This is a genomic window from Christiangramia sp. 3-2217-3z (assembly GCF_051195275.1).
GTDB lineage: Bacteria > Bacteroidota > Bacteroidia > Flavobacteriales > Flavobacteriaceae > Christiangramia > Christiangramia marina.
Map to the genome: position 1 here is coordinate 129,683 of NZ_JBNJLI010000008.1, position 23,423 is coordinate 153,105.

Annotated in this window: 17 protein-coding genes; 11 read left to right on the forward strand and 6 right to left on the reverse strand. The window is 34.5% G+C overall.

From position 1 onward, the window contains the following. Positions 1–2: 2 nt before the first annotated feature. Positions 3–1,985, forward strand: a complete 1,983-nt coding sequence (locus tag ACSHZO_RS13910) for a DNA sulfur modification protein DndB (RefSeq protein ID WP_298247933.1) — start codon at positions 3–5, stop codon at positions 1,983–1,985. A 69-nt stretch (positions 1,986–2,054) separates the two neighbouring features. Here the strand turns inward: ACSHZO_RS13910 and ACSHZO_RS13915 are convergent, their stop codons facing one another. The 3 genes from ACSHZO_RS13915 to ACSHZO_RS13925 form a co-directional block, all read right to left on the reverse strand. Continuing rightward, positions 2,055–2,690 carry a hypothetical protein gene (locus tag ACSHZO_RS13915; protein WP_298247934.1) on the reverse strand — a complete coding sequence of 212 codons (636 nt, stop codon included), beginning with the start codon at positions 2,688–2,690 and terminating at the stop codon, positions 2,055–2,057. 10 nt (positions 2,691–2,700) lie between these two features. Next, the gene (locus tag ACSHZO_RS13920) at positions 2,701–5,199 is read right to left on the reverse strand and encodes a hypothetical protein (protein WP_298247935.1); all 2,499 of its coding nucleotides are present in this window, start codon (positions 5,197–5,199) and stop codon (positions 2,701–2,703) included. Between the two features lie 207 nt (positions 5,200–5,406). Then, positions 5,407–5,691 carry a helix-turn-helix domain-containing protein gene (locus ACSHZO_RS13925; protein WP_298247936.1) on the reverse strand — a complete coding sequence of 95 codons (285 nt, stop codon included), beginning with the start codon at positions 5,689–5,691 and terminating at the stop codon, positions 5,407–5,409. Between the two features lie 660 nt (positions 5,692–6,351). Between ACSHZO_RS13925 and ACSHZO_RS13930 the strand changes: the two genes are divergently transcribed. From ACSHZO_RS13930 to ACSHZO_RS13940, 3 genes are read left to right on the forward strand one after another with little or no spacing between them, the layout of a single operon-like run. Next, positions 6,352–9,345, forward strand: coding sequence for a SusC/RagA family TonB-linked outer membrane protein (locus ACSHZO_RS13930; protein WP_298247937.1), 2,994 nt, complete (start codon positions 6,352–6,354; stop codon positions 9,343–9,345). A gap of 11 nt (positions 9,346–9,356) precedes the next feature. Then, positions 9,357–10,754, forward strand: coding sequence for a RagB/SusD family nutrient uptake outer membrane protein (locus ACSHZO_RS13935; RefSeq protein WP_298247938.1), 1,398 nt, complete (start codon positions 9,357–9,359; stop codon positions 10,752–10,754). Positions 10,755–10,763: 9 nt separating this feature from the next. Then, positions 10,764–13,607, forward strand: coding sequence for an insulinase family protein (locus ACSHZO_RS13940; protein ID WP_298247939.1), 2,844 nt, complete (start codon positions 10,764–10,766; stop codon positions 13,605–13,607). Positions 13,608–13,727: 120 nt separating this feature from the next. Here ACSHZO_RS13940 and ACSHZO_RS13945 read toward each other — a convergent pair whose 3' ends face one another. The 3 genes from ACSHZO_RS13945 to ACSHZO_RS13955 form a co-directional block, all read right to left on the reverse strand. Then, positions 13,728–14,021, reverse strand: coding sequence for a DUF6520 family protein (locus ACSHZO_RS13945; RefSeq protein ID WP_298247940.1), 294 nt, complete (start codon positions 14,019–14,021; stop codon positions 13,728–13,730). A gap of 150 nt (positions 14,022–14,171) precedes the next feature. Continuing rightward, a complete protein-coding gene (locus tag ACSHZO_RS13950) occupies positions 14,172–15,083 on the reverse strand; it encodes an AraC family transcriptional regulator (protein WP_298247941.1) in 912 nt (303 codons plus the stop codon). Between the two features lie 20 nt (positions 15,084–15,103). After that, a complete protein-coding gene (locus ACSHZO_RS13955) occupies positions 15,104–15,472 on the reverse strand; it encodes a DUF7793 family protein (RefSeq protein ID WP_298247942.1) in 369 nt (122 codons plus the stop codon). Between the two features lie 211 nt (positions 15,473–15,683). Here ACSHZO_RS13955 and ACSHZO_RS13960 point away from each other — a divergent pair, with 211 nt between their 5' ends. The 7 genes from ACSHZO_RS13960 (at position 15,684) to ACSHZO_RS13990 (ending at position 23,423) form a co-directional block, all read left to right on the forward strand. Further along, positions 15,684–18,092, forward strand: a complete 2,409-nt coding sequence (locus ACSHZO_RS13960) for an aminotransferase class I/II-fold pyridoxal phosphate-dependent enzyme (RefSeq protein ID WP_298247943.1) — start codon at positions 15,684–15,686, stop codon at positions 18,090–18,092. Between the two features lie 95 nt (positions 18,093–18,187). After that, positions 18,188–19,021: an RteC domain-containing protein gene (locus ACSHZO_RS13965; RefSeq protein ID WP_298247944.1), complete on the forward strand. Its 834-nt coding sequence runs from the start codon at positions 18,188–18,190 to the stop codon at positions 19,019–19,021. A 267-nt stretch (positions 19,022–19,288) separates the two neighbouring features. Continuing rightward, a complete protein-coding gene (locus ACSHZO_RS13970) occupies positions 19,289–19,567 on the forward strand; it encodes a helix-turn-helix domain-containing protein (protein ID WP_298247945.1) in 279 nt (92 codons plus the stop codon). Between the two features lie 159 nt (positions 19,568–19,726). Beyond that, positions 19,727–20,326 (forward strand): hypothetical protein, encoded by a 600-nt coding sequence (locus tag ACSHZO_RS13975; protein WP_366941483.1) that lies wholly within the window; start codon positions 19,727–19,729, stop codon positions 20,324–20,326. After that, a complete protein-coding gene (locus ACSHZO_RS13980; RefSeq protein WP_298247947.1) occupies positions 20,310–20,966 on the forward strand; it encodes an ATPase in 657 nt (218 codons plus the stop codon). Before ACSHZO_RS13975 ends, ACSHZO_RS13980 begins: the two co-directional genes overlap by 17 nt. A gap of 413 nt (positions 20,967–21,379) precedes the next feature. Next, positions 21,380–22,750: a sensor histidine kinase gene (locus tag ACSHZO_RS13985; RefSeq protein WP_298247948.1), complete on the forward strand. Its 1,371-nt coding sequence runs from the start codon at positions 21,380–21,382 to the stop codon at positions 22,748–22,750. Then, complete coding sequence (locus ACSHZO_RS13990) at positions 22,743–23,423, forward strand: response regulator transcription factor (protein ID WP_298247949.1); 681 nt, start codon at positions 22,743–22,745, stop codon at positions 23,421–23,423. Before ACSHZO_RS13985 ends, ACSHZO_RS13990 begins: the two co-directional genes overlap by 8 nt.

Sequence of the window (23,423 nt, forward strand, 5' to 3'; positions counted from 1 at the left end):
TTATGGATGAATTAGAAGATTTTGAAGATATAGAATCCTCTGGAACAAATGATGATTCATTAGATTTGTCAAATGTTTTCAACATAAAAATTGGTGGATTTGGTGATTCTGATGATCTGAAAACTTATTTTGGTTCTATCAGTATTGATGAATTAGAAGAAGATATTTCCTTATATGAAACATTGACGAAAGATAAATCTTGGCCAGTAAGTCAAATTATTCAGAGAGAAGTAAATAAGTTTAGAGTTTCTGATATATCCAAAAGTTATATTCTTGGTACAGGAAGGCTTATCAAATACTTCCCTCCACTTATAATAGCAATTTTGCCTAAAGAACATGATGGGAAAATTGGTTTGGAATTGGATTTTCATCCAGACGATTCTTCTAAAACAAAAGAGGCAATTTACGATAGGTCCAAATATCATAGCAACGAAAAAATAAAGCCATATATAGTTAATGCACCTAACATTAGTCTTATAGATGGATTATATGTACTGGAGGTTTCCAAGGTGTTTGATACTCGGTTATTGTCTTGGGATAAAAACAAATATTATGCAGTTGTAATTGATGGCCAACATAGATTAGAAGCTTTATTTAAGAGCAAAGAAGAAAATGAGAAGGTTGGTAAGCACCAACAAGATGTGGTATTTATCGATTTTAGTCCGATAGTAAAAAGAAAGCCTCAACATACTCCTGTGGAAGTAGTACGTAGAATATTTATTGATATAAATACGAATGCTCAAAGGGTAGGATTTGTAAGGCAGGTATTGATGGATGATAAGGATTTAGCATCGTTATGCATTCAATCACTAGTTGATAGTTCTAATCCGGAAGGTAGCAATAAAAATCAGGACTCTTTCCTTAGATCACAATTAGTGGACTGGTATGGAGATAAGCTAAAGCATAGTTTACCTCATTTAACTGGAGTTTTATCTCTGTATCAAATAATAGACGATTTTTTTATAAAGGATAGTCTGTCTTCTCTTAGAGATAGAAGAAGTCCTAAAAAAGTTCAAAACTGGGTTTCTAGATTGAATACTATTTTTATGATAGATCAAGAGTTGGAAGACAATGAAAATTATAGAGATACTGGTATTATCCCACTTTATAAATCCTTAAAAGAATATGACGAAAGAATAGCTCAAAACAACGAGCTTTCAGAAGAGTTGGACGATGAGTATAAAGAATCGGAAATATTCGAATATGATTATAGAGTGCTAGATATCGCGAGAGATCAATTTGAAAAAATTTACGCACGTCCTTTAATTAAATTTTTTAATGATATAAAACCTCATAGTAAAACTATTGCAATTATCGAAGAGGAAGGCGGATTTGGAGAAAATGAAAATCTCTCATCGGCCCTAATAGCTTCTAGAAAAAAAATTGCTTACACTAAAACTTACAAAGATTCGCTTAGGAAATTAAAAGCCAAAATTGAAGCTGAGCTTCACAGTAATTATTTCTTACTTTTTTCTGTGTTAGGCCAAAAGGTTCTATTTAATAATTTATTTCAAAGATATCTTGCAGAAATCAACTCTGATTTTGATGAAGAAGAATGTTTTGAAATAACAGATAATTATTTATCAAATTTAAATTCGCTTCTTGATTTTACAGATAGCAAACCAATTAGCCTTTTTGCAAGAAAGGAGGAAGTAATTATTCAAGATGTTCCTGAAGAATTAATAGATTTAGGTATAATTTCATCAAGTTTCTGGGAGGGAATTATTTATGAAGGAAATCGAATAATATATAACACGCAGGGAATTAGAACGTTAAGTGATGTTTTGAATAAATTATTAGGACTAAATTATGCCAAATCTAAAGATGAGGAGATAATTTTTGATTTAGGATCCACCCCGTATGTTAAATCCAGAATAAGTCGAATGTTAAATAGACGTTTTGAATATAGTGAGTCAGAAATTGAAAGCTATTCAAAACAAGTTATTGAGCTAAAAAACCAGTTTATAATAAATTATTTTTCCTGATTATTATTGAGTTCATTTGAAAGAATTTTAGAAATTGAAAAACATTTATAAAAAATACATTAGTTAACCTCAAACCTCTAGGCCTCTACCTTCTAAAGATTTTTCTTCAGCATCACCTCTTTTTTTGTAATGAATAAAAAGAACATACACCCCTAATACAGATATAAGTAAAAACCAAAACCAATTAATCAAATAAAAGTGGGAGGATTTTAGGTCTAAAAATTTTAGAAGGTTAATTAAAAATAAGGCAAAAAAAGAGCTGTTTATTAAAGCAACCCCCATAATTTCCCAATAAAAGTGCCTGTATTTTTTATAATATTTTGGCGATCGATATGTAGTTTTAAATAATGAATATTTCTCCAACTCACCCTCGGCGACATTATTGTTAAACCATTTTCTATTTTGATTCAAGTTCTTAACATAGGTAATGATTAGTAGCCGTTGCTCAATTATTTTCAAGGAGGCAACTGTGCCAACAATAAATATGAAAAAACAGCATGCAATTTGAAAATCTGATAGATAAAAAATGGAAAAAGAAGTTTTTTCATTTATGAAAAAGCTATTTGCACTAACTATTGCGCTTATAATTAAAAAATAAAATGCTATGGTTTTTTCAACCGAATTATAATGCATCTCAAATTTAGAATAAAGCATTTCATACTCTTTAAGCATGAATTCAAAAGTTCTATTAAATTTTTCTTCCATTTATTAAGTTTTAATCTCCAATTCCTTGCATCATTTCTTCCATACCACCAAAATTTAAAATAAAGGTAGAATAGTAATGGTCAAAAAGATCTTTTAAGTAAGTTCCCAAATCTACATCTTCCAGTTCATCTTTTCCTTCCGGCTTTTGAGAAATTTGGTAGCCTCTATTTTTCGTAATAGTGTAGAGAAATAAGGCATGGAAGTATACTGAGGTATAATATTTTCTATTGGCTAATCCTAACTGTTCTTGGTTTGGATTTTTATATTTTGATTTAAAATTCATAAGAACACTACTGTCCATATTCACAAAGATGCGTTTTAAAGCATCTCCTTCTGCATCTGGTACCATAACCGTTGCATAATCTAAATCTAATCCTGTCGCTTCCTCTACATCATCCCATGAAACAGCATCTTTATGTTCCTCCACTTTCTCTTCATAGGCGAAAAGTAATTGAGGAAGTCCTAGATTTTCGGTATCATCATCTTCTTTTGGGGCTTTTACTTTGGGGGCTTCTTTATCGGTTATCATTACCCAAAACATTTCATTGAATTCTTTTCCCGGAGCAGTGAGGTCAACTTGCATTTGCACCGCATCTCCTACTTTCAAATTTTCTTTTGGGTTTAATGCTATTTTAATAGTTCCCTTGTTTGGACTACTCTTTACAACATTGAAAAGTTCAGAAGGTTCTTTGGGAGTTCCTGGCTTTGTGCCCCCTTCTGTATCATTACTTTTTATATCCAATATGGATATTTTTAATTCTCCCGGCTCGTCTGTTCTATCAAAATATTCGTTTTCTACATCAGTAGAGAACCTAATAGATTTTTCTCCATCTAAAGGTATTTTTGCGACAACATCAGATCCATTTTTCCCACTAACTTTAAACATAGATGGAAAGCGTTCCGGTTTAAATGGTATTTCTTGAGTTTCTTTTTTTGTTGGTTTTTTACCGTTATGCTTTTTCTTTTTTTGATCTTTTAAATCTAATTTAAAGGTTTTACCCAAGAGCTTCATTAAATCAGAATCTAAAGGCATGTTCTTCGTAAAGTTCTTAAGAAGGTCACTAGTATTTGAAGAAGTATCAATATCAACAGCTTGTTTTCTACGCTTTTCAATTTCAGATAATCGGCTATCCTTTTTGCTCAATTGAGTTGCTAAATAGGATCTTAAGAACTGTGTTTCTTCACCATCCTTTAAACGATCTCTAGAAGCCATAAAAAGTTCTTTTCTAAACTCATACTTAAAATCTGTACAATCAACATGAATGAGTAAATGACTTTTAAGCAAATTTAGTTTTAACGATCGTGTTATAAATTCAGAGGAATAATGACCGTGCACCTGTCCGTTTAGAGAAAATAATACAGACATGGAGTTTTTGAAATATCGTTTTTGGATTGTTTCCTTTGTTTTCTTTAGATCAAAATCTCTAACCTTAGTTTTAAAAACAAAACACGAGACTTTCATTTTGCCAAAGCGGTCATCCTCGAATTCCTCCGAGAATCGTTCTTCTAAATATTCATTTTCCTCATTGGATAATCTCCTTTTTAAGCCATATAAATCATTAACCAAAACCTTATTATTAGGATATCTCTCTGCAGTATCTTTCGTTAAAATAGGTAAGGCAGGATTAAATAGGTATTCGTTTATACTTTGATTTAGGTCTTGAGCAAAACCAGAGTAACCTTTGGGGAACTGATAAGAATACATTTTAATGATAGAACCGGTTGTGAATTTTCTATTTTCTAGACCAAGATCTAATTTGTCAATTGAAAAAGATGGAATTTTACCTTCAACTAAAAGATATTCATACCAAGTCTCTTTTGCGTGATCTGACTCTCTTTTCGGGTGCTCTCTGATTAATGTAAAACCAAAATCTCCAGAGTTATCGTGTTTTTTAGATGCTATTAATTGAAATCGTTTTTTTCCGCAAAATACAATCGATCCACTACCACCCATATTATATTTCCCTTGAACAAATTGAATATCATTCTTGTTACCTTTTACTAATGATAAAAATGTTCTTTCAAAATCTTCAGGATGTTGGCCTTCCCCACGATCATACACAACTACTGACGTTCCGAAGTTTGCTCTTTTATTGCGAGGTCCTTTCCCATCAGCAATTATTTGGATTTCTTCAGCCTGGGCTCTTTTTTGAGAATTTAAATCCCAATTGTTGTCTGGGTAAAATCTGGTTAAAGCTTCATTCATCGATTGGGGAGCTTCTTTAGCTTTCGGGTCAATTCCAGATTCATAGCATTTTCTAGTAAGAAGGGCATCAATAGAATTGGTTACTTTCTCAATTAATGCAGCAATAGGATTCGACTGTTGGTTTTTTACAATTCCATAATTACTTGGATTATTGTCTAATGGATTCCAGTTATTAGCATCAAATATTTGTGGATAATCCTCCATCACAGACAATACATCTTCTTCATCCTTGGCATTAAATAATTTGAAGAAAAGTTCTCTTTTGGTAAGTGTTTCTTGAGAATCCGAAAAAAGGTTAGTCATATAGGTTAGCAGTATTAAATCAGACAATTGTAAGAGGAAAATAGATAACAAGACCAAAATACCAAGAAATTTTAATTATTGGCACGGTTAAACCTAAATAAAATTGTAGTGTTAATTATCTAAAATAGATTATAACGTGAGATTTGATAAAATCACTTCAAATTTATGCTTAAGAACTGGGAAATTCAGATTATATAGGAGATTTTGTTAATTACTGTTAAAAGAATCATCATCAAAGAATTCTTTCAAAGTAATGCCAATGGCATTACAGAATGTTTGTATGGAGTAGATTGTAATTCCTCTTCCTAATTTTTTACCAGTTTTTGGATCAATTTTGATCTTACTTTCCCATCTACTTATAAATTGTTTTTCAATATTATATTTTTTAACAAAATCAGCTTGCTTTTTGCCGCAAGATCTTTCCCTAAGAAATTTAATTCTCTGAGCTATTAGATTAGCCAAGTTAATATCATCCTTTGAAAGCTCTGCCATGCTGCAATTTGGTTATTTAACAGTAAAATTTAGTAAGCCACTTGGTTGACAAATAATTAATTTATATATTTACTTCATTATTAATATATTGCGAACTTCTTAAAATATTAGAAGCATTCGCTTTGAATCTCGCTATCAAAAACTGGTAATTTTATGCAACGAGATGATAAGCAAGGATGCTCACGACCCGGGCGTGGGCTCTCTTATCGTTGCACGGTATACCAGTACCTTGATGGCATAAGATGAGTTTCGCGCCTATTTTTTATGCGCTATCCTTTCTTCTCAAAGCCTTTGTTTCTTCACAATAAGATCTCGCGTTAAAAATAAATTCCTACATGAAAAAGGCCAGAGTGGCCGGCACTTCATTTTGGAGTGTATACATTCATTCTTGTTTGCGGGAACAGGAAATTTAAATGATCCCGTGGGTTGTCACTGCATCCCTATTGTGGTGGCTGTGGGTTGGGAAGAATCCGGTGTACCGGTTTCGGGTTTTTTAATAGGAAATTTGAATTAGCTTAAAAAAAAAGAAACTATGAGAAATTAGAATGATGCACTCGTTTTGACGGGTACAAGCAAAAAAGCCTTCCCTCTGAGATTGGCGTCTGGAGGGGAAGGCCTAAGCTTTAATAAAACAATGTTTCATTTAACTACTGTAAAATTATGAAAAATAATTACAAGAGAGGCATGGTCGTGATCATGTTTCTGCTAGCCATGGCTGTTCTAACCATCCTGGCTATTGGGGAACTGCAAGCAGCAACTCCCTATCACACCGTTTTGTATCAGCAAAATGTAAATGGTAAAGTGACCGGTCCAGATGGAAATCCACTACTAGGTGTGACCGTAAGAGTGGCTGGGAAAAATTATGGTACTACCACGAATTTCGAAGGTGACTATGCCATAATAGCGAATTCTGGCGATATGCTGGTATTTTCTTTTATAGGGTATAAACCTCAGGAAATACTGATTGATGAGCAATCTCAATTAAACGTTACCCTAAAAGAAGATTTAGATGCACTGAAGGAAGTAACCATCAATGCTGGGTATTATAACACAACTCGCAGGGAAAGTACTGGGAATATATCTCGGGTTACAGCTTCCGAAATCGAGAATCAGCCGGTAGTAAGTCCGCTACAGGCTTTACAAGGGCGCATGGCAGGCGTTGAAATTACATCTGGAGGATTTACTCCGGGTACGGCAACCAGAATTCGCATTAGGGGCGTAAATAGCCTTCGTGAAGAAGGTAATTATCCTCTCTATATTATTGATGGAGTGCCAGTAAATTCAATCCCTGTTGAAACTACATCGGTTCTTCCAAGTCCAGGAATTGATCCATTGAGCAATCTGGATATTAACAACATTGAAAGTATCGAAATACTAAAAGATGCTGATGCTACTGCAATTTACGGTTCACGTGGTGCGAATGGGGTTGTTTTAATTACCACCAAGAAGGGCGTTACTACTGGCACGGGATTACAGGCAAGGTTTTATTATGGGGCAGCCATAGTTCCTACAAAATTAGATTTATTGAATACCTCCGAATACTTAAACGTTCGAAGGAGAGCTTTTGCAAATGATTCTATTGAGCCTACCATGCAGAATGCTCCAGAGTTAACAGTATGGGATCAAGAGAAATACACTGACTGGCAGGAATTTCTATATGGTGGAACTGCAGAAACGACCAATGCAAGTTTGAATTTTTCCGGCGGCGATCAACAAACCTTTTTCCGCCTAGGTGGTTCGTTTTTTACCCAGGGAACAATCTATCCGGCAGATTACGATTATAAGAAAATAACCGGAAATCTAAACCTGAATCATCGCTCGAAAAATGAAAAATTTCAGGTGAATCTGGCGGTTAATTATGGGGTGGATTTAAATGAATTCGCAGGTAGTTTGGGATTTGATGTGTCAACAATTCTTTTACCTCCAAATGCCCCAAATGTCTTCAATGATGATGGAGGTTTGAACTGGGAAGAGTGGGAAGTTGGGGGCTTTACGAATCCCGTAGCGGGATATTTCAATACCGCCAATAAGCATACGAGAAATCTGGTTTCTAATATTAAATTATCATATCGCATATTGCCAGGACTACAATTGAAAACCAGTTTAGGATATACAAACTATACCTCTGAAGAACTGCGTAAACAGCCAAGCCGCTCTTATACTCCTACACAATCAATTTCCAATAAATCAAATCACTTGCGATCTGAACGGGCCTCCTGGATTATTGAGCCTCAATTAAATTATGAGAAGGCCCTAGGTAAACTAAACTTCGAATCGCTTTTTGGGGCTACTCTTCAGGAAAACACAAGTCTGCAGGAGCGTTTTCTGGCCGATGGTTATGCTTCCGAAGCTTTAATTGGAAATATTGGTGCAGCGGAAAGTATCAGAAATCCTGCAAGGTCAAATACACAATACCGTTATACCGCTATATTTTCAAGAGTGGGGATCAACTGGGACCGAACCTATTATTTAAATCTTACTGGAAGGCGCGACGGCTCTTCTCGCTTTGGACCGAATAATCGCTTTGCTAATTTTGGAGCCATTGGGACTGCATGGATTTTTAGTGAAGAAGAATTTATGGAGACAACATTCCCTTTCATAAGTTTTGGAAAATTACGAGCCAGTTATGGTACTACTGGTAATGATCAAATTGGTGACTACGGATACCTGGATACGTATGAAGCCACCCGAGGTCCCGGTGGATTGTATCCTACAAGTTTGGCAAATCCAGATTTCTCCTGGGAGATCAATAAGAAGTTTGAAGTGGGAGTCGAATTAGGATTCTTGGAAGATCAGCACAGGTTGAGTTTAAGTCATTATAGAAACAGGTCTTCTAACCAATTGGTAGGATACCCACTGCCTGCTACCACAGGTTTCACATTAGTCCAGGCAAACTTGCCGGCAACCGTTGAAAACTCCGGCTGGGAATTAGTTTTGAATACTGAAATATTCAACAAAGAACAGTTCAACTGGAATGCTTCATTGAATCTTAGCCTGCCGAAGAATAGACTGGTAAGTTATCCCAATATAGATCAGTCCACTTATGCTAATACCTACAGGGTAGGAGAACCGCTTAATATCAGCCTTGTGTATGATTATACTGGAAGGGATCCTAATACTGGACTCTATACAGTCAGGGATGTAAATGAAGATGAAAGGTATGATTATCAGGATCGAATTATTGCAAAAGATTTAAACCGGGAATTATTTGGAGGAATCAGTAATACGATTAATTACAAAAATTTTTCTCTCCAGTTTTTGTGGCAATTTGTAAAACAGGAGGGAATTATTCCTAACATAACTGCTGGTGGTAGATACAATACTATGTCCTATTTACTCTCTTCCCTGGATGAAGAAAGCATTTTTCAACCACCTTCGACATTATTCCCCGCCAGAGAAGCAGAGGGATATGCATTACAGTCCACATTTCCTTACCAGAATGCCTCATTCTGGAGACTAAAGAATCTCTCCTTGGCTTATAAAATACCAAAGGATTTAATCAATAACATAGGTATGCAAAATGGTCGTGTGTTTTTGCATGGTCAAAATCTTCTAACCATCACACCTTTTAAAGGATTAGACGCTGAAAATCCATACTCCCTGGCCATTGGAAATTTAAAAAGCGTTACCGCTGGGATAGAAGTTAATTTTTAAATATAATATTCATGAAACCAATTAGATACATAACAATTTTACTGCTTCTGCCTTTACTCTTTTCATGTGAAGATCTCATAGAAGTGAATCCCCCTGAAGATAAACTTATACAAGATGTGGTATTTGACAGCGATGAAACCGCTACCAGTGCTATGGATGGTATTTACAATCAATTATTTCTTGCTGAATTTTCTAGCGGGCAGAGAAGTAGCGTTACAGTTCTTTCAGGCTTGTCTGGTGATAATATCAAATTTATCAATCCCAATACCAGTACGGCAATGCAGTTCGAACAACATGAAATCTTACCAGATAATAATAGAAATCTGGAAATTTGGGCGAGTGCCTATAATGTGATCTATATGTCAAACTCTCTGCTGAAGGGTCTTCAGGAATCAGGAAATATTAGTTTGGAATTGAAAGCTCAATTAGAAGGAGAAGCACGTTTTGTACGTGCATTCACCTATTTCTATCTCACTAATATGTATGGAGATGTTCCACTCATTTTATCAATCAACTACGAAGAAAATCAATTAGTATCCAGAAACTATTCTTCTGAAGTTTATGACGCCATCATAGAAGACCTAAAGATTGCAGGTGACATTTTAAGTCCAGAATACAGAACTGGAGAGCGTACACGGGTAAATAAATACGCTTCTTTGGCATTACTATCCAGAGTTTACTTATACCTGGAAGATTGGCAAATGGCTGAAACTATAAGTTCCGAAGTTATTAATGAATCTGGTACTTATGAGCTTTTAGATGATCCAAACCTGGTTTTTTTAGCCAATAGTAGAGAGGCGATATGGCAAATTTCACCTATTGGTGCGGGAGGCTCTATAACTCAAACGAATGAAGGAAGTTTATTTATTATAGACCCAATTTTTTCATTTTTTGCATCTTTTAAATTGAACGAAGCCTTCGTTGAAAAATTTGAAGAACAGGATAATAGATTATTAAACTGGGTGGGCTATAACGAAGGAATGAACGCTTCTTTTCCCTATAAATATAAAGTTTGGAGCAGCAACGAATTTCCAATTTTAGAATATTCAATGGTGTTACGTCTCGCTGAACAATATCTTATACGCGCTGAAGCCAGAGCAGAACAAGGGAATTTAACTGAGGCTATTAATGACCTGGATGCTATACGGAGCAGAGCAGGATTAGATTTAATAACCGATACAAACTCGGAAATTAGTCAAGAGGATTTATTATCTGCAATTTTAAACGAACGGCGAATGGAATTATTTGCTGAGTGGGGGCATAGATGGTTTGATTTAAAACGTACCGAGAAGGCTAATGCAGTATTTGGTCCTGTTAATCCATATTGGGAACCTACTGATGTTCTCTACCCAGTACCTGAAGATGAGCGTAGCAAAAATTCTAACCTAAGCCAGAATCCTGGCTATTAAAAGAACATAATGAAGAATTTTATCACCTGGAGCTTAGCTACTTCCTTTCTATTGTTTTGGAATTATACCACAGGTCAGACTGATTCAATTTATACTGAATTTCGAAATATTGAATTAGATACATCTGTACGTTACGGTAAACTTGATAATGGTTTGACTTATTATTTGCTTAAGAATGACTCTCCTCCAAATATGATTCGATTTGAATTAATTGTGAAGGCAGGACATATTAATGAAGGTAAAGATCAGCTTGAATATGCACATTTGTTGGAACATCTCTTAGCGTCAAGCACCCGTCAGTATCCGGATGTTCGAGGCTATCTCAAAAAAATAGGCGGATATAGCAACGCTTCTATAAGCGACAGATACTCACGATATTTTGTGGAAATACCGTCTACTAATAAAGCAGCAATTGAGGCTGGATTAGGTTTGCTTTACGATAAGGCAAATCCAGGCAATGTCTGGTCCAAAGAGAAAATAGATATAGAACGTCAGGCGATAGAAGGAGAAGGTAGGACGCTTTCTCCAAATCAACGTTGGAGGAGTAATACAACGATCACACAAGTACTGGAAAATCGCGGATACCCGGTTTTAAATCAAGATAAGAATCTTGCAAATTTAAAAAATTTCAAACCGAATGCTTTAAAACGGTTCTACCACGACTGGTATCGCCCAGACCTAGAAGCGGTAATGATAGTTGGAGATATAAAGCTTGATAGCCTGGAATATAAGATCAGGGAACAATTTTCCAGTCTTTCTTTAAATGATGATCAGCAGGATAAAAAAATAATTAGTCCCAAAGATTTTCATATCGAGCTTACAGGGGAAAACAGATTTTCTACAATCATAGATTCTGCCGCGAATAGTTTAAATCTAGAGATAGTACAATTAACTCGGAATATGGATAGAGAACCTAAAAATGCTAAAGAATTGTCATCAACATTTATTCAGCAATTATTTCGTTTGATGGTGGCTTCGAAAGCTTCAATCTTTCGAAATCAATATGATCCTCCATTTGAATATCTTAATTCCAATTATGGGAAAATTTTTCTACCGGATAGCCAATTGGAAGCAACTTCAATGAGTTTGACACTAGAATCAAATGCGCTTGCAGATCAAAAAAAATCTTTCCTAAGAGCTATAAAGGCATGGAAACAGCTGCAATTTGGGCTGGAGAAGGAGGATCTAGTACAGGCAAAAGTGAAATTAGAAGCTTCTCTGCAAGATGATACTCAGTCTTCTGAGTTATCTCAACAATTCATTAATCATTTTATCTATGGAAAAGCGATGCTGATAGCACCTAATCAAAAAAATATAATTTCTGAAATTCTTCAAAATATTCAACTGAGAGATGTATTGGATTACGCTGAAAGGAACTGGAACTTATCAAAAAATACGAATTTTGTTTTTTTTAAACCCCCAGGTGTTAATGAACCTTCACCAGATATGATAAAAAGTTGGTTGAAGGAAATTGATACAATTCCTCATGAGCCTTTACCTAAAATGGCTACTATTTCCAGTCTTGCCGCAACATTGAAAAATGCAAAGAATGAAAAGCTACAAGTTGAAAAGTGGGAAACAAATGAAATTGGTGTTACCACAATAGATTTAGCAAAAGGAATTAAAATCATCATGAAGCCTACCAAGCCACAGAATGATATATTTCAAAACAGGATTTCCCTTAGAGCATTTCGTCCAATCGAATTACCCTTGGATAAACCTCTGGATTATCTCGCTGCAGTGCATGCACCCCAGGTTATACAAAATATGGGGGCTGGATCTTATGATAAATTTGAAATCACGCGTTTTGAAAGAGAGAAAAACATTAGCATCAATTTCAGTAATACCTACGAAAACCAATTAATTGACGGAAATTTTACACTTGATGAGCTTCCTGAATTTTTTGGTCTATTTTATCTCTATCTAACTAAACCTAGAGATAGTCAGAAGGGCTTCGATGATTGGAAGGATAAGAAGAAAATGGAATTGAAAGGTCATTCAATCAGAGGTTCCAAAAGCTTTCTTCATGATAAAATTTATGCATCCTGGTATCCACAAGTTCCAGTATTAGAACTTTCAGATTTAGACAAATTGTCGAAAAAACACTACATAGATTCCTGGGAAACTTATTTCGAGGGTATAGAGAACTATACATTTATCTTAACCGGTGATTTCGATACGGATATTTTGAAAGAAAAATTGCTATATATTTTGTCTAAATTTCCTATTGATAACGATCGGTTGAAAAATGAGTTTTTTAAGTTGGAATTCCCTTTTGAAAAAATGCACAAGCGGTTAGAGTGTAAAAATATTGATCAGGTTTATACCAATATTTATTTTCCGGTAAAGGTTCCTACTGAAATCAAAACAAAAATAGAATTAGAACTTTTGTCACAGGCACTTCATGAAAGAATTTATGAGCGTTTGAGAAATGGTAGTTATTCCCCAAGAGCTACTGGAGAATGGGTCGATTTTAAGAATGGGATTTATGCTTTTCGAATAGAGTTTGACAGTGCTTTGGGTAATGAAAGGTTTATGAAGAATGAGGCATTGGATGTTTTTCGAAAATTGAAAAATAATGGTGTGGATATGGAATGGTTAAATACCACTATTAGCAATAAAGTTCAATCCTATGAAAGAAAGTTAAACAGTTTTGGGTACTTAGATTTCTGGCAAGATTATTTACATTTCAAATTAGAAAACGGAATTGATCCTATTCCCGGCATTCTTAATTATGGTACCTTGATGGAGTATTTTATCGAGATGAAGGATATTAAGAAAGCTGCACATAAGTATATGCAAGAGAATCATATTCAAGTATTTCAAACATACCCTGAAAAACATAAAACGTAAGAAGTTGGGATTGAAATCTTTTAGCACTTTTAATGTTTTTGGGACCTATCAATAAAAATTCACCCCGATAAATTCGGGGTGAATGATACATGGAATTCTATACCCATGATTTGATCCCAATTACTTATTGAGATTAATAAGAGTAGCTTCGTTTGAGCCACTTCGTTTAGGTGCCGGATCATCCATTTCATCATATACTGGAAATTCCTGTCCGTTTTCCTGAAACTTTACCTTGCAATTATAGGTAGTTCCGGAACAACTTTGTTCTGGAATTGCTGTCCAATTTCCGTTCAACAGCACATAATCACTAGCAACCATTACCGGCTGCTCTTCAGTTTCGCTTTCAAAGTTCGTAAAGGACATACCTAGTACAACCAAAAGCGCCATCATTGGAATTAATAATAACTTTTTCATAATATAAAAGTTTGAATTAAAATGCCTACTCTTTGTAGGATTTTCGGCTTCTCCTACTTTTTGCGCAAAAAGATTCGGTATAAAGTTCTTTAATTAAGACCTAATCCAGTTGCCTTTACAGATTTCAAAGTAGTCTTAAAAGTTATTTATTTAAGATTTTCTAATCTGAGTAGCAGTGATATGGTATTTATTTTTGAAGGATCTTGAGAAATGAGAGAAACTTTTAAATCCACATTCTTCAGCAATTTCGTTAATAGGAGTACTGGTATCTTTTAATAGGGTGTACGCTTTTTCCAATCGTTTCCGCAGATGATATGCGTAAATGGTTTCGCCATATGCTCGCTTGAATATTATTTTAATTTTACTGGTGCTACCACCAACTTCTCTAGAGATGACATCTAGCTTTTTTAACTTCCGGTCTAGCCGTTGGGTTACATATTTGTGAAGTCTTTTTCCAAGATCTCGCTGGTCTTGTAGTAATAAACTGCGATATTCGCTTGGATAGCTATGGGCTCCAGTTTGCTGGTTCAGTATATTCATTCTCTCATTTATATAAACCTCCTTGAAGACGGATAGAGTGTAGGTAAGACTTTCTTTCGAGATCATTCGATGAAAGTAGCCATAGCCGCTCCAGATGTAACCGTTCGTATGCAGTAAACTCACTTGAAAAGGAAGATTTTGTTCGAATGATTTAGTTGACAATTCATAAATATCTTCCGGTAATTTTGTGTTTTCACTAAGTATGAGCTTAATAGGTTTATTTATCAGATCACGTTCTGGATATTTGAGAATAGTACTAACATTATCGGAATAAGAGATTATATGTAGATTATGATCGAGCGTAAAAACAATGTTTTCAATGACTTCTTTGCTTTTTTCAAAATTAATTTGATGCACGGAAGTGTCAATCTCTTCTACCATAGTATTAAGCGACAAAACTATTTGTTCCAGCTCACTTTTTTGATTTTTTAAGGAAAGCGTATAGGTGTAGTTTCCTAAAGTTATTTCTGTAATAAAATCCAGAATTTCCTGTAACCTATCCTGAGAATTTTTGCTATACATAGGATATAGATTAGTAATGATTAATTATACGTGCTCAAGAAACCCAAGGCTTCTGAGATCGTTGTAAACTCTTTGGTAGGGACTGAAGGATTACTAATATTTATAAATGCTTTTATTAAAGTTCCGGAATAGGCTCTATCTATAACAATGGCTAGAGCAAGGGCATTAAAGCAACCTTTTTCAGCAAGATATTCTCTTGCAGGTTTACTGACGGTTTTTAATTGTCTAACGTCACATAAAATAGGGTAGGGTGCTCCGTTTTGAAAACGAAGGCGCGTTTTTACAACTGCCTTTGCTGCATTCAAATCAATAACGACATTTGGTTTATACACAAAATGTAGAATACCCTCTTCTATCCAAAAGTGTGCATAGTCTTCTCCATTCAACATTAGATTCCCTATTTGTTAATCTAAATTAATAAAAAATAAAAGAGCTCTTTTCTACTGAAATTAGTGTTTCTAGATACTAATCATAGCTTTTGCCTTTATTTATCAGCATTTGCCTTGAAAGTTAATGATTTGCCTTTAAAGTCATATTATTTCCCAAAGTGCTGATCACTAAATACTTTTATTAGCTTAATAGGGCGTAAAATTTAAGATTATGGCAAAAATTAGACACAACAATATCTTAGACACGGTTATAGATGTAATGACCAATGCAAAAGATTCTGGTGCTATGCATTTATATGCCGAAGGAGATAGTTTTAATGGGAGACATATTAAAATTAAAGGAAAAGAGCTTTTCCACTTTGGCACTACTGGATATCTGGGATTGGAACAGGATGAACGATTAAAACAAGGCGCTATAAAAGCTATTGAAGCTTACGGAACTCAGTTCCCGCTGTCTAAATCCTATGTTTCTCATCCTTTATACGCCGAACTAGAATCTTTATTATCTGATATGTATGGTAGTTCTATAGTAATAACAAAAAACAGCACTCTTGGTCATTTTGGTGTAATTCCCTCCGTTGTGAACGATGGTGATGGTGTTATTTTAGATCATCAAGTCCACTGGAGTGTGCAGAGTGCGGTTAATCCATTAAAACTTCGCTCGGTCCCAGTAGAAATGATCCGCCATAACAATTTGGAGATGCTAGAGGATAAAATCAAAAAATTACAATCAAAATGTAATAATATTTGGTATATGGCTGATGGTATGTATTCTATGTATGGTGATTATGCACCAATTGAAGAGCTAATGGTACTATTAAACAAATATCCGCAGCTTCATATTTATTTTGACGATGTACATGGAATGAGTTGGAAAGGTAAAAACGGTAGCGGATATGTTATGAGTATTTTAAAGAAACTCCCTGATAGGATTATTCTCTTTGGTACGCTTAGTAAAACATTTGGCGCTAGTGGTGCCGTCATGGTTTGTAATGATAAAAAAATCCATCAAAGAATTAAGAATTTTGGTGGACCTCTTACTTTTTCTGTTCAATTGGAACCAGCTTCCGTCGGAGCTGCCATTGCCTCCGCTAAAATTCATTTAAGTGATGAAATTTATACAATGCAAGAGGAATTGCTTGACCGAATAAATTATTTCAATGATTGCCTAAATGCTACAAACCTTCCTTTAATTACTCACAATGATTCGCCTGTTTTTTATATCGGTGCCGGAATGCCTGAAACAGGTTTTAATCTTGTAAATCGTTTAATGCAGGCTGGCTACTATGTTAATACAGGAATATTTCCTGCAGTTCCGGTTAAAAATACAGGCCTTAGAATAACAGTATCCAGAAATAATGAGAGGGAAGAAATTAAAGGTCTCATGGATGCTATTGTAGAAAACTTTCCGAAAGCATTGGAGGAAACTCATACCACACTGGATAGGGTAAACTTTGCCTTTGGAAAAACTATGAAAAGCCAAACAGTTAGCAATTCTTCCAATCCTGAAGTAAGTATTAAAATTTATAATTCAATCACTGAGATCAATCCTGAAGTTTGGAATGCAACTGTAGGCAGAAATAGCTTCTATGACTGGAATGGTCTAAAGGACTTAGAGAAAGTCTTCAGTTCGAATGAATTACCTGAACATAATTACAATTTTTATTATTTCTTGGTCAATGACGAAAACGACAAATGTATTTTAGCAACCTTTTTCTCTTATGGTTTATGGAAAGAGGATATGCTTGCTCCTAGATCTGTTTCCGTTAAATTAGAAAAAGCAAGAGAAAGTAATCTTTATTTTCATACAACTTCCTGTTTATGTATGGGTTCCATGATTACAGAAGGGGAGCACCTATACCTCTGTCAGGAAAAACCAAATTGGGTGGAAGCCTTCAATTTATTGCTGGAGCAATTGGAAGAAATTGAAAAAAAGTTGCAACCACAATATTTGATACTTAGAGATTTTGATCCTAATGATGATGCTATAAAAACATATCTTCACAATAAAGGATTTATTCAGGTTGCTATGCCTGAATCTGCGGTTTATAGTGCGTTCAACTGGAATGATCAATCCGGATACCTAAATAATTTGAGTAAAAGTTCCAGAAAACACTTCAGGAAAGATATTGCAGCTTTTTTAGATAAATTGGAAGTCTGTGTAAAACAACAATTAAATGAAGAGGAACTTGAGAAAAGCTACAATCTCTATTTAGCTGTAAAGAAAAATAACTTAGGACTCAATACTTTTAATTATCCATTCACCTTCTTTCAGCATATGAATGAATCTCTGCAATGGGAATTCATATTAATACATCTAAAGGATTATAAGATGCATCTGGCAGGAGTCATGTTTGGTTATAAAAATTCCAATCATATATATACACCTGCAGTAGTAGGTATGGATTACAAGTTTTCAAAAAAATTCAATATATACCGGCAACTTTTATATCAAACCGTTATGAGAGCGCACCAACTCGGAAATATCAGAATTGACTTTGGGTTGACAGCCGGTTTTGAAAAACGTAAAATAGGAGCCAAAGTGTTACAAAAATGTGCTTACATACAGACCCGTGATAATTTCGCAATGGAAGCCTTAGATTGGTTGAGGAATGATTAGTCATCGTCAAATAGAATAATCCCTATAATTAATATAAAGCGATATTGAAGAACGCTCAACAACGCTATTACCTGTTTTCCATAAATACTAACCAAATGTTTGAGGAAGTCATGTCACTATTTACAGATGAATTAGATCTGATTATTAAATCATCTGATTCACATTTAAAAAAGGCCGATTTAGGAATCAGGCTCTGTAATGATATGCTTACGAAATTACAATTATCAGTAGAAAAAGAAGATTTTGAAGATGTACTTTCAGAAATCGATTTTTTCAAAAATCTCAAACCATTTCCCATGAGTTATCTCATTTATTTTTCAGAAATAAGATCTTGTGAACTAAACATTCCAAAAGCAGGTGTCAAACATAAAATTCACTTTCTGGAAAAGGAAATTAAAAAAGTAAATAAGTTCTTTGCTCAAAACAATGATTTTGTGCATTATATGGAACAAAATCATAATTATCTGGACCACCAGTTCTTTACTAGAAATTACAGGGATAATTTCCCTTTTACTCCAACTATAAATTATTATCAGTACCCAGAGTTCTCCACATCCCACGATATGCTATGGGCTAAAGTGCAGGCACTATATCGCTTTATACATTACATACGGGAGAGTATACAAAAACTACAACCAGATAATTCTTCTCTTTATTCTGAAAAAAAACATAAGCTTCTACTTTGGTCAGGATCTAAGACCGCTCTGGTAGAACTTATCTATGCTTTATACGTTAGTGGAAATATTAATCATGGGGCTATAGATTTGCAAACCATAAGTACTTCATTCGAAGATATTTTCAATGTCAAGTTAGATAATATCTATAAAACATATTCAGAAATCAAGGCCCGCAAGGGGAACAGAACAAAATACCTCAATCAACTTATTGAACAATTAGAGCGAAAAATGCATCGGGATGATGAAATTTAAATTTCGGTATATGCTCCTGACTACGATTTTGAATTTTAAACTTCGAAAGATATAAGATCTCTTTCCTGCTATTCATATAACAGTATATAAAATTATTTGAACGACCTAAGCGCTTCAATTTGATATTTAAAAATCTTTCGTAGTCCGAACCAACTATGGAAATTATTATTCTTTTGGTAATCAAATTTGTAAATGAAAGTCAAATCAATAGAAATGCCACCGTCTTGAATGTTTCACACAGTGGCATTTCTTAAAAAACATTTTATTATGCCAACAAATATTGTTACGACAGAAGATTTGAAAGTATTCAAAGAGGAATTACTTTCTGGAATCACCGATCTACTAAACCAGCAACAAGGAGGAGTTACTAAAAAATGGCTAAAATCTACAGATGTCATGAAGTTGCTTGAAATCTCCCCTGGAACACTACAAAATCTAAGAATAAATGGAACGCTACCCTTTTCAAAAATAGGCGGACTTATTTACTACGATGCTCAGGATATTCAGGAAGTATTGGCCGAGAATAAGGTCTACAACAAATACTAATTAATCATGAATTACATTAAACTTTTAATAGCCGCACAACAGAAAATAATTGGTGATAACCGATTGAACGCTACTCACGTGAGCTTGTACTTCAGTTTATTTCAGACGTGGAATAGTTGTCATTTCGCGAAAACCTTTTATATAAACCGTCAAGAGCTCATGAATGCATCTAAAATAGGCTCAAAAGGAACCTATCATAAATGCTTAAAAGATCTTGATGCATGGGGTTATCTGGGTTATTTTCCCTCCAATAATTCATACAAGGGAAGTGAAGTGAGTATGAAAACGTTTAGTTATCCTAAACCGTTTCTATCACAGGAAGAGGATTCCCAACTAGAATTATTGGCCGAAGAGTTTTCGACAATCCAGCCCGATAGCTGTACCGAATTTGTACCAGCACCGAACCAGCACCGGACTTCTAATGAACCAGTATTAGACAACCATAGAACTAGCATTGGACAGGCACCGGTACCTTTTAAAAACAATAACAAACAGGTAAACATAAAGAAACTGCCAAATGACAGGCAGGCGGTTTTAAGTTTTTTTATCAGTAAAGGTTTTGGAACGGATGAGGGCGTAAAATTCCTAGATTTTTATCAAAAAAATAATTGGAAAACCAGGGACGGTACCAAGATAAGAGATTGGCAGGCCGTCGCTAATAGCTGGATGAAGCGAACTTTTGAAAGCCCAAAGAAGAATTCCAACTCTAAAGATTATTTAAAAATTAGTAAAGAAAAAAACTATGAACAACCCTTGTAAAATTCAGGAAGGCGGGATGGAGTATATACTGGGTAGTTATGATGGAAAAAAAATCACTTATGAATTTCCAAAAATGCTTGAGTATTTAGAGGCGAAAGGGAAAATGGTATACGGGAAAGATTTTAAGATTTATAAGAAAGATCATCCGTTGCTACATAAACTCTGTAATTATTACATTCGTGATCATAAGAACTGCAAAAGATATCAGTTGGATATTTCTAAAGGTTTACTCTTGAGTGGACCGGTAGGATGTGGTAAAACGAGCATCTTGAAATTGCTTAGATATTTAGTTCCACATTATCGAAGCTATGAAGTTATCCCATGTCGAAATATTGTTTTTGGATTCAATCATATTGGCTATAAAACAATTGAGGATTATGGCGGTAATGGATTTATATGTTTTGACGATATGGGCGTGGAACCCACCGGGAGATTCTTTGGGAAGGATTGCAACGTAATTGGTGAAATCATGCTTTCCAGATATGAATTGTACATGGAATATGGACTGAAAACACATGCCACAACTAATTTGAATGCCGAAGAATTAGAAGATCGTTACGGAACCCGCGTTCGAAGTAGAATGAGAGAGATGTTTAATTTGATAGCTTTTGATACAAATTCGAAAGATAAAAGACGTTGATTTTATATTTCTATCATTCTACTGATTTATATTACTGCCATTGAGAATATGTATTTGAGATTGCAAATCTTATTTATAGATGATAATGCTATCAAGTAGAGCCTTTAAGCCATTCAGTATTTTGTTAACTATTGAGGGAGATTTTCATTGGATTCCTACATTTTTTATTTACAAGCTGTACCATTCTTATTTGAATATGAGAAGTATTCCACGAGGCTGTTTTAATTTTTCAATGATTGAAATTCAACAAACCACAAAAAAATATTAAAACCCAATTAGCAAGTATGTTAGGTTTTGTATTGGGATTAATTGTATTACTACATCTTGAATTAACAAATTCTATTGTTTTAGTTTTAGGTGATGGTAACTAGGTCTTATTACTGTATATTTAAATTATTATCTTCCTTCGAAGTATGAAAAAACTGTACGGTCGAATTCCTTATCTGCTCACTATCGTTATTGCTTTGACCATAATGGTTCAACTCTACTGGAGTTATACAGAATATCAAAAAAATACTCTTGATTTTAAAAGTGAAATCCAGAATGCATTGGATGTTGCAATTGACAATTACTTTGTAAACTTTACGAGAGAAAATTCGGTTTCGTTTAAAGTGGATAAGCAATCCAGTAATGAGCCTGATAATTTTACGATCACTGGCGGTAATAAGAAAATTATAGATAAGATTCGTCCTGATAGTACACTAGTGATTCATAGGAATAAACCTATTGATAGCTTAAAAATGTTAGATAATATCAAAGATATTTATATATCTATCAACGAAGACTCTATCAATTTTAAAAAGTTAAAAAGGCTCTTTGAAGCAGAACTTAGTAGAAGAAATTATAATGTACCCTATAAAATAAATCACTATAAAAATGATACCCTTTTCGCTACCTCAAGCAGCGAATCTTTCCAATCCGGAGAATTAAAGGTAGTCGGGAAATCTACCTATCTGAAAAACAGGGAAAGCTTAGAAATTCAATTTCCCAATGCCATCAATATTATTTTGCAAAAGAGTTTACTTAGTATCTTAATTTCCCTTTTGTTAATGATCTCAATTCTGTTTGCATTATTCTATATGCAATGGGTAATCAAGCAGCAAAAACAGGTATCCGAAATTAAAAATGATTTGATCAGTAATATTACCCATGAATTTAAAACTCCTATAGCGACTATTGCAGCCGCCATCGAAAGCATACGGTTTTTCAATACCAACCACGATATCGATAAGACAAATAGATATTTAGACTATTCTAATCAGCAGCTGAAAAAATTAGAGAATATGGTGGATCAACTTATGGATACAGCACTCTTAGATTCTGGAAATTGGATCCTTGATAAATGCCAGGTAGATATCTCTAAGTGGGCAACAGAAGTTGTTGAAAGTTATAGGATGAATTCTAGTGGAAAAGAAATTGTTCTTAGCATTTCTGAGGACTCAGACAGCATTTCAAACATTGAACCATTTCATTTAGGTAATTGTCTGGGTGCTTTACTGGATAATGCTATTAAGTACGGTGGAGATCATATTGAGGTAGTAATTGAAAACAAAAAGGTTTTAACGATCCGAGTTAGTGATAATGGCAGCAACCTAAATAAAGGGCAGGCAGTAAATATTTTCGATAAATTTTATCGTGTACCACAAGGCAATTTGCACAACGTGAAAGGTTACGGTATTGGTTTATTTTATGTCAGGAAAATAGCTGAAAAACACAATGGTACCGCAGAAATCCTAATTAAGAATAATAAGACCTCATTTATTATTTCTATACCTAATGAATAAAGTGAAACTGTTATTAGTGGAAGATGAGTTAACGCTAGCTCAAATTATTAAGGAGAGCCTTGAAACACGAGATTTTGTGGTTATACACGCGCAAAATGGAGAAGAAGCTTTACAAATGTACCAGCAAAATTCTCCCGATATTTTGGTGGTTGATATTATGATGCCTGTAAAGGATGGTCTTACCCTAACTAAAGAGATTAGAAGTATTGATAGCCAAACACCTATCATATTTCTAACTGCGAAATCTCAACCTCAGGATGTAGTTACTGGTTTTGACACCGGTGGAAATGATTATCTCAAAAAACCATTTAGCATTGAAGAACTTATTGCACGTATAAAAAACCTTGTAAACAGAAAACCCGGACATGATAATATGCACGAGCTGATTTTAGGCGAGTACAAATTCAATCCGAATAACCAAACCCTGCAATTTAAGGAAGACCAAATCGATACTCTTACCAGCAGAGAGAGTCAATTACTCTTGTTTCTAGCACAAAATAGAAATCAAATTGTAGAGCGTAATACAGTGCTAGATTTAATGTGGACAAATAATGATTTCTACTCCTCCCGGAGTATGGATGTATTTATAAGTAAACTTAGAAAATTACTAAGCAAAGATAAAACTCTGAAAATTTTAAATGTCAGAGGAATCGGCTATAAGTTGGTCGTCTAA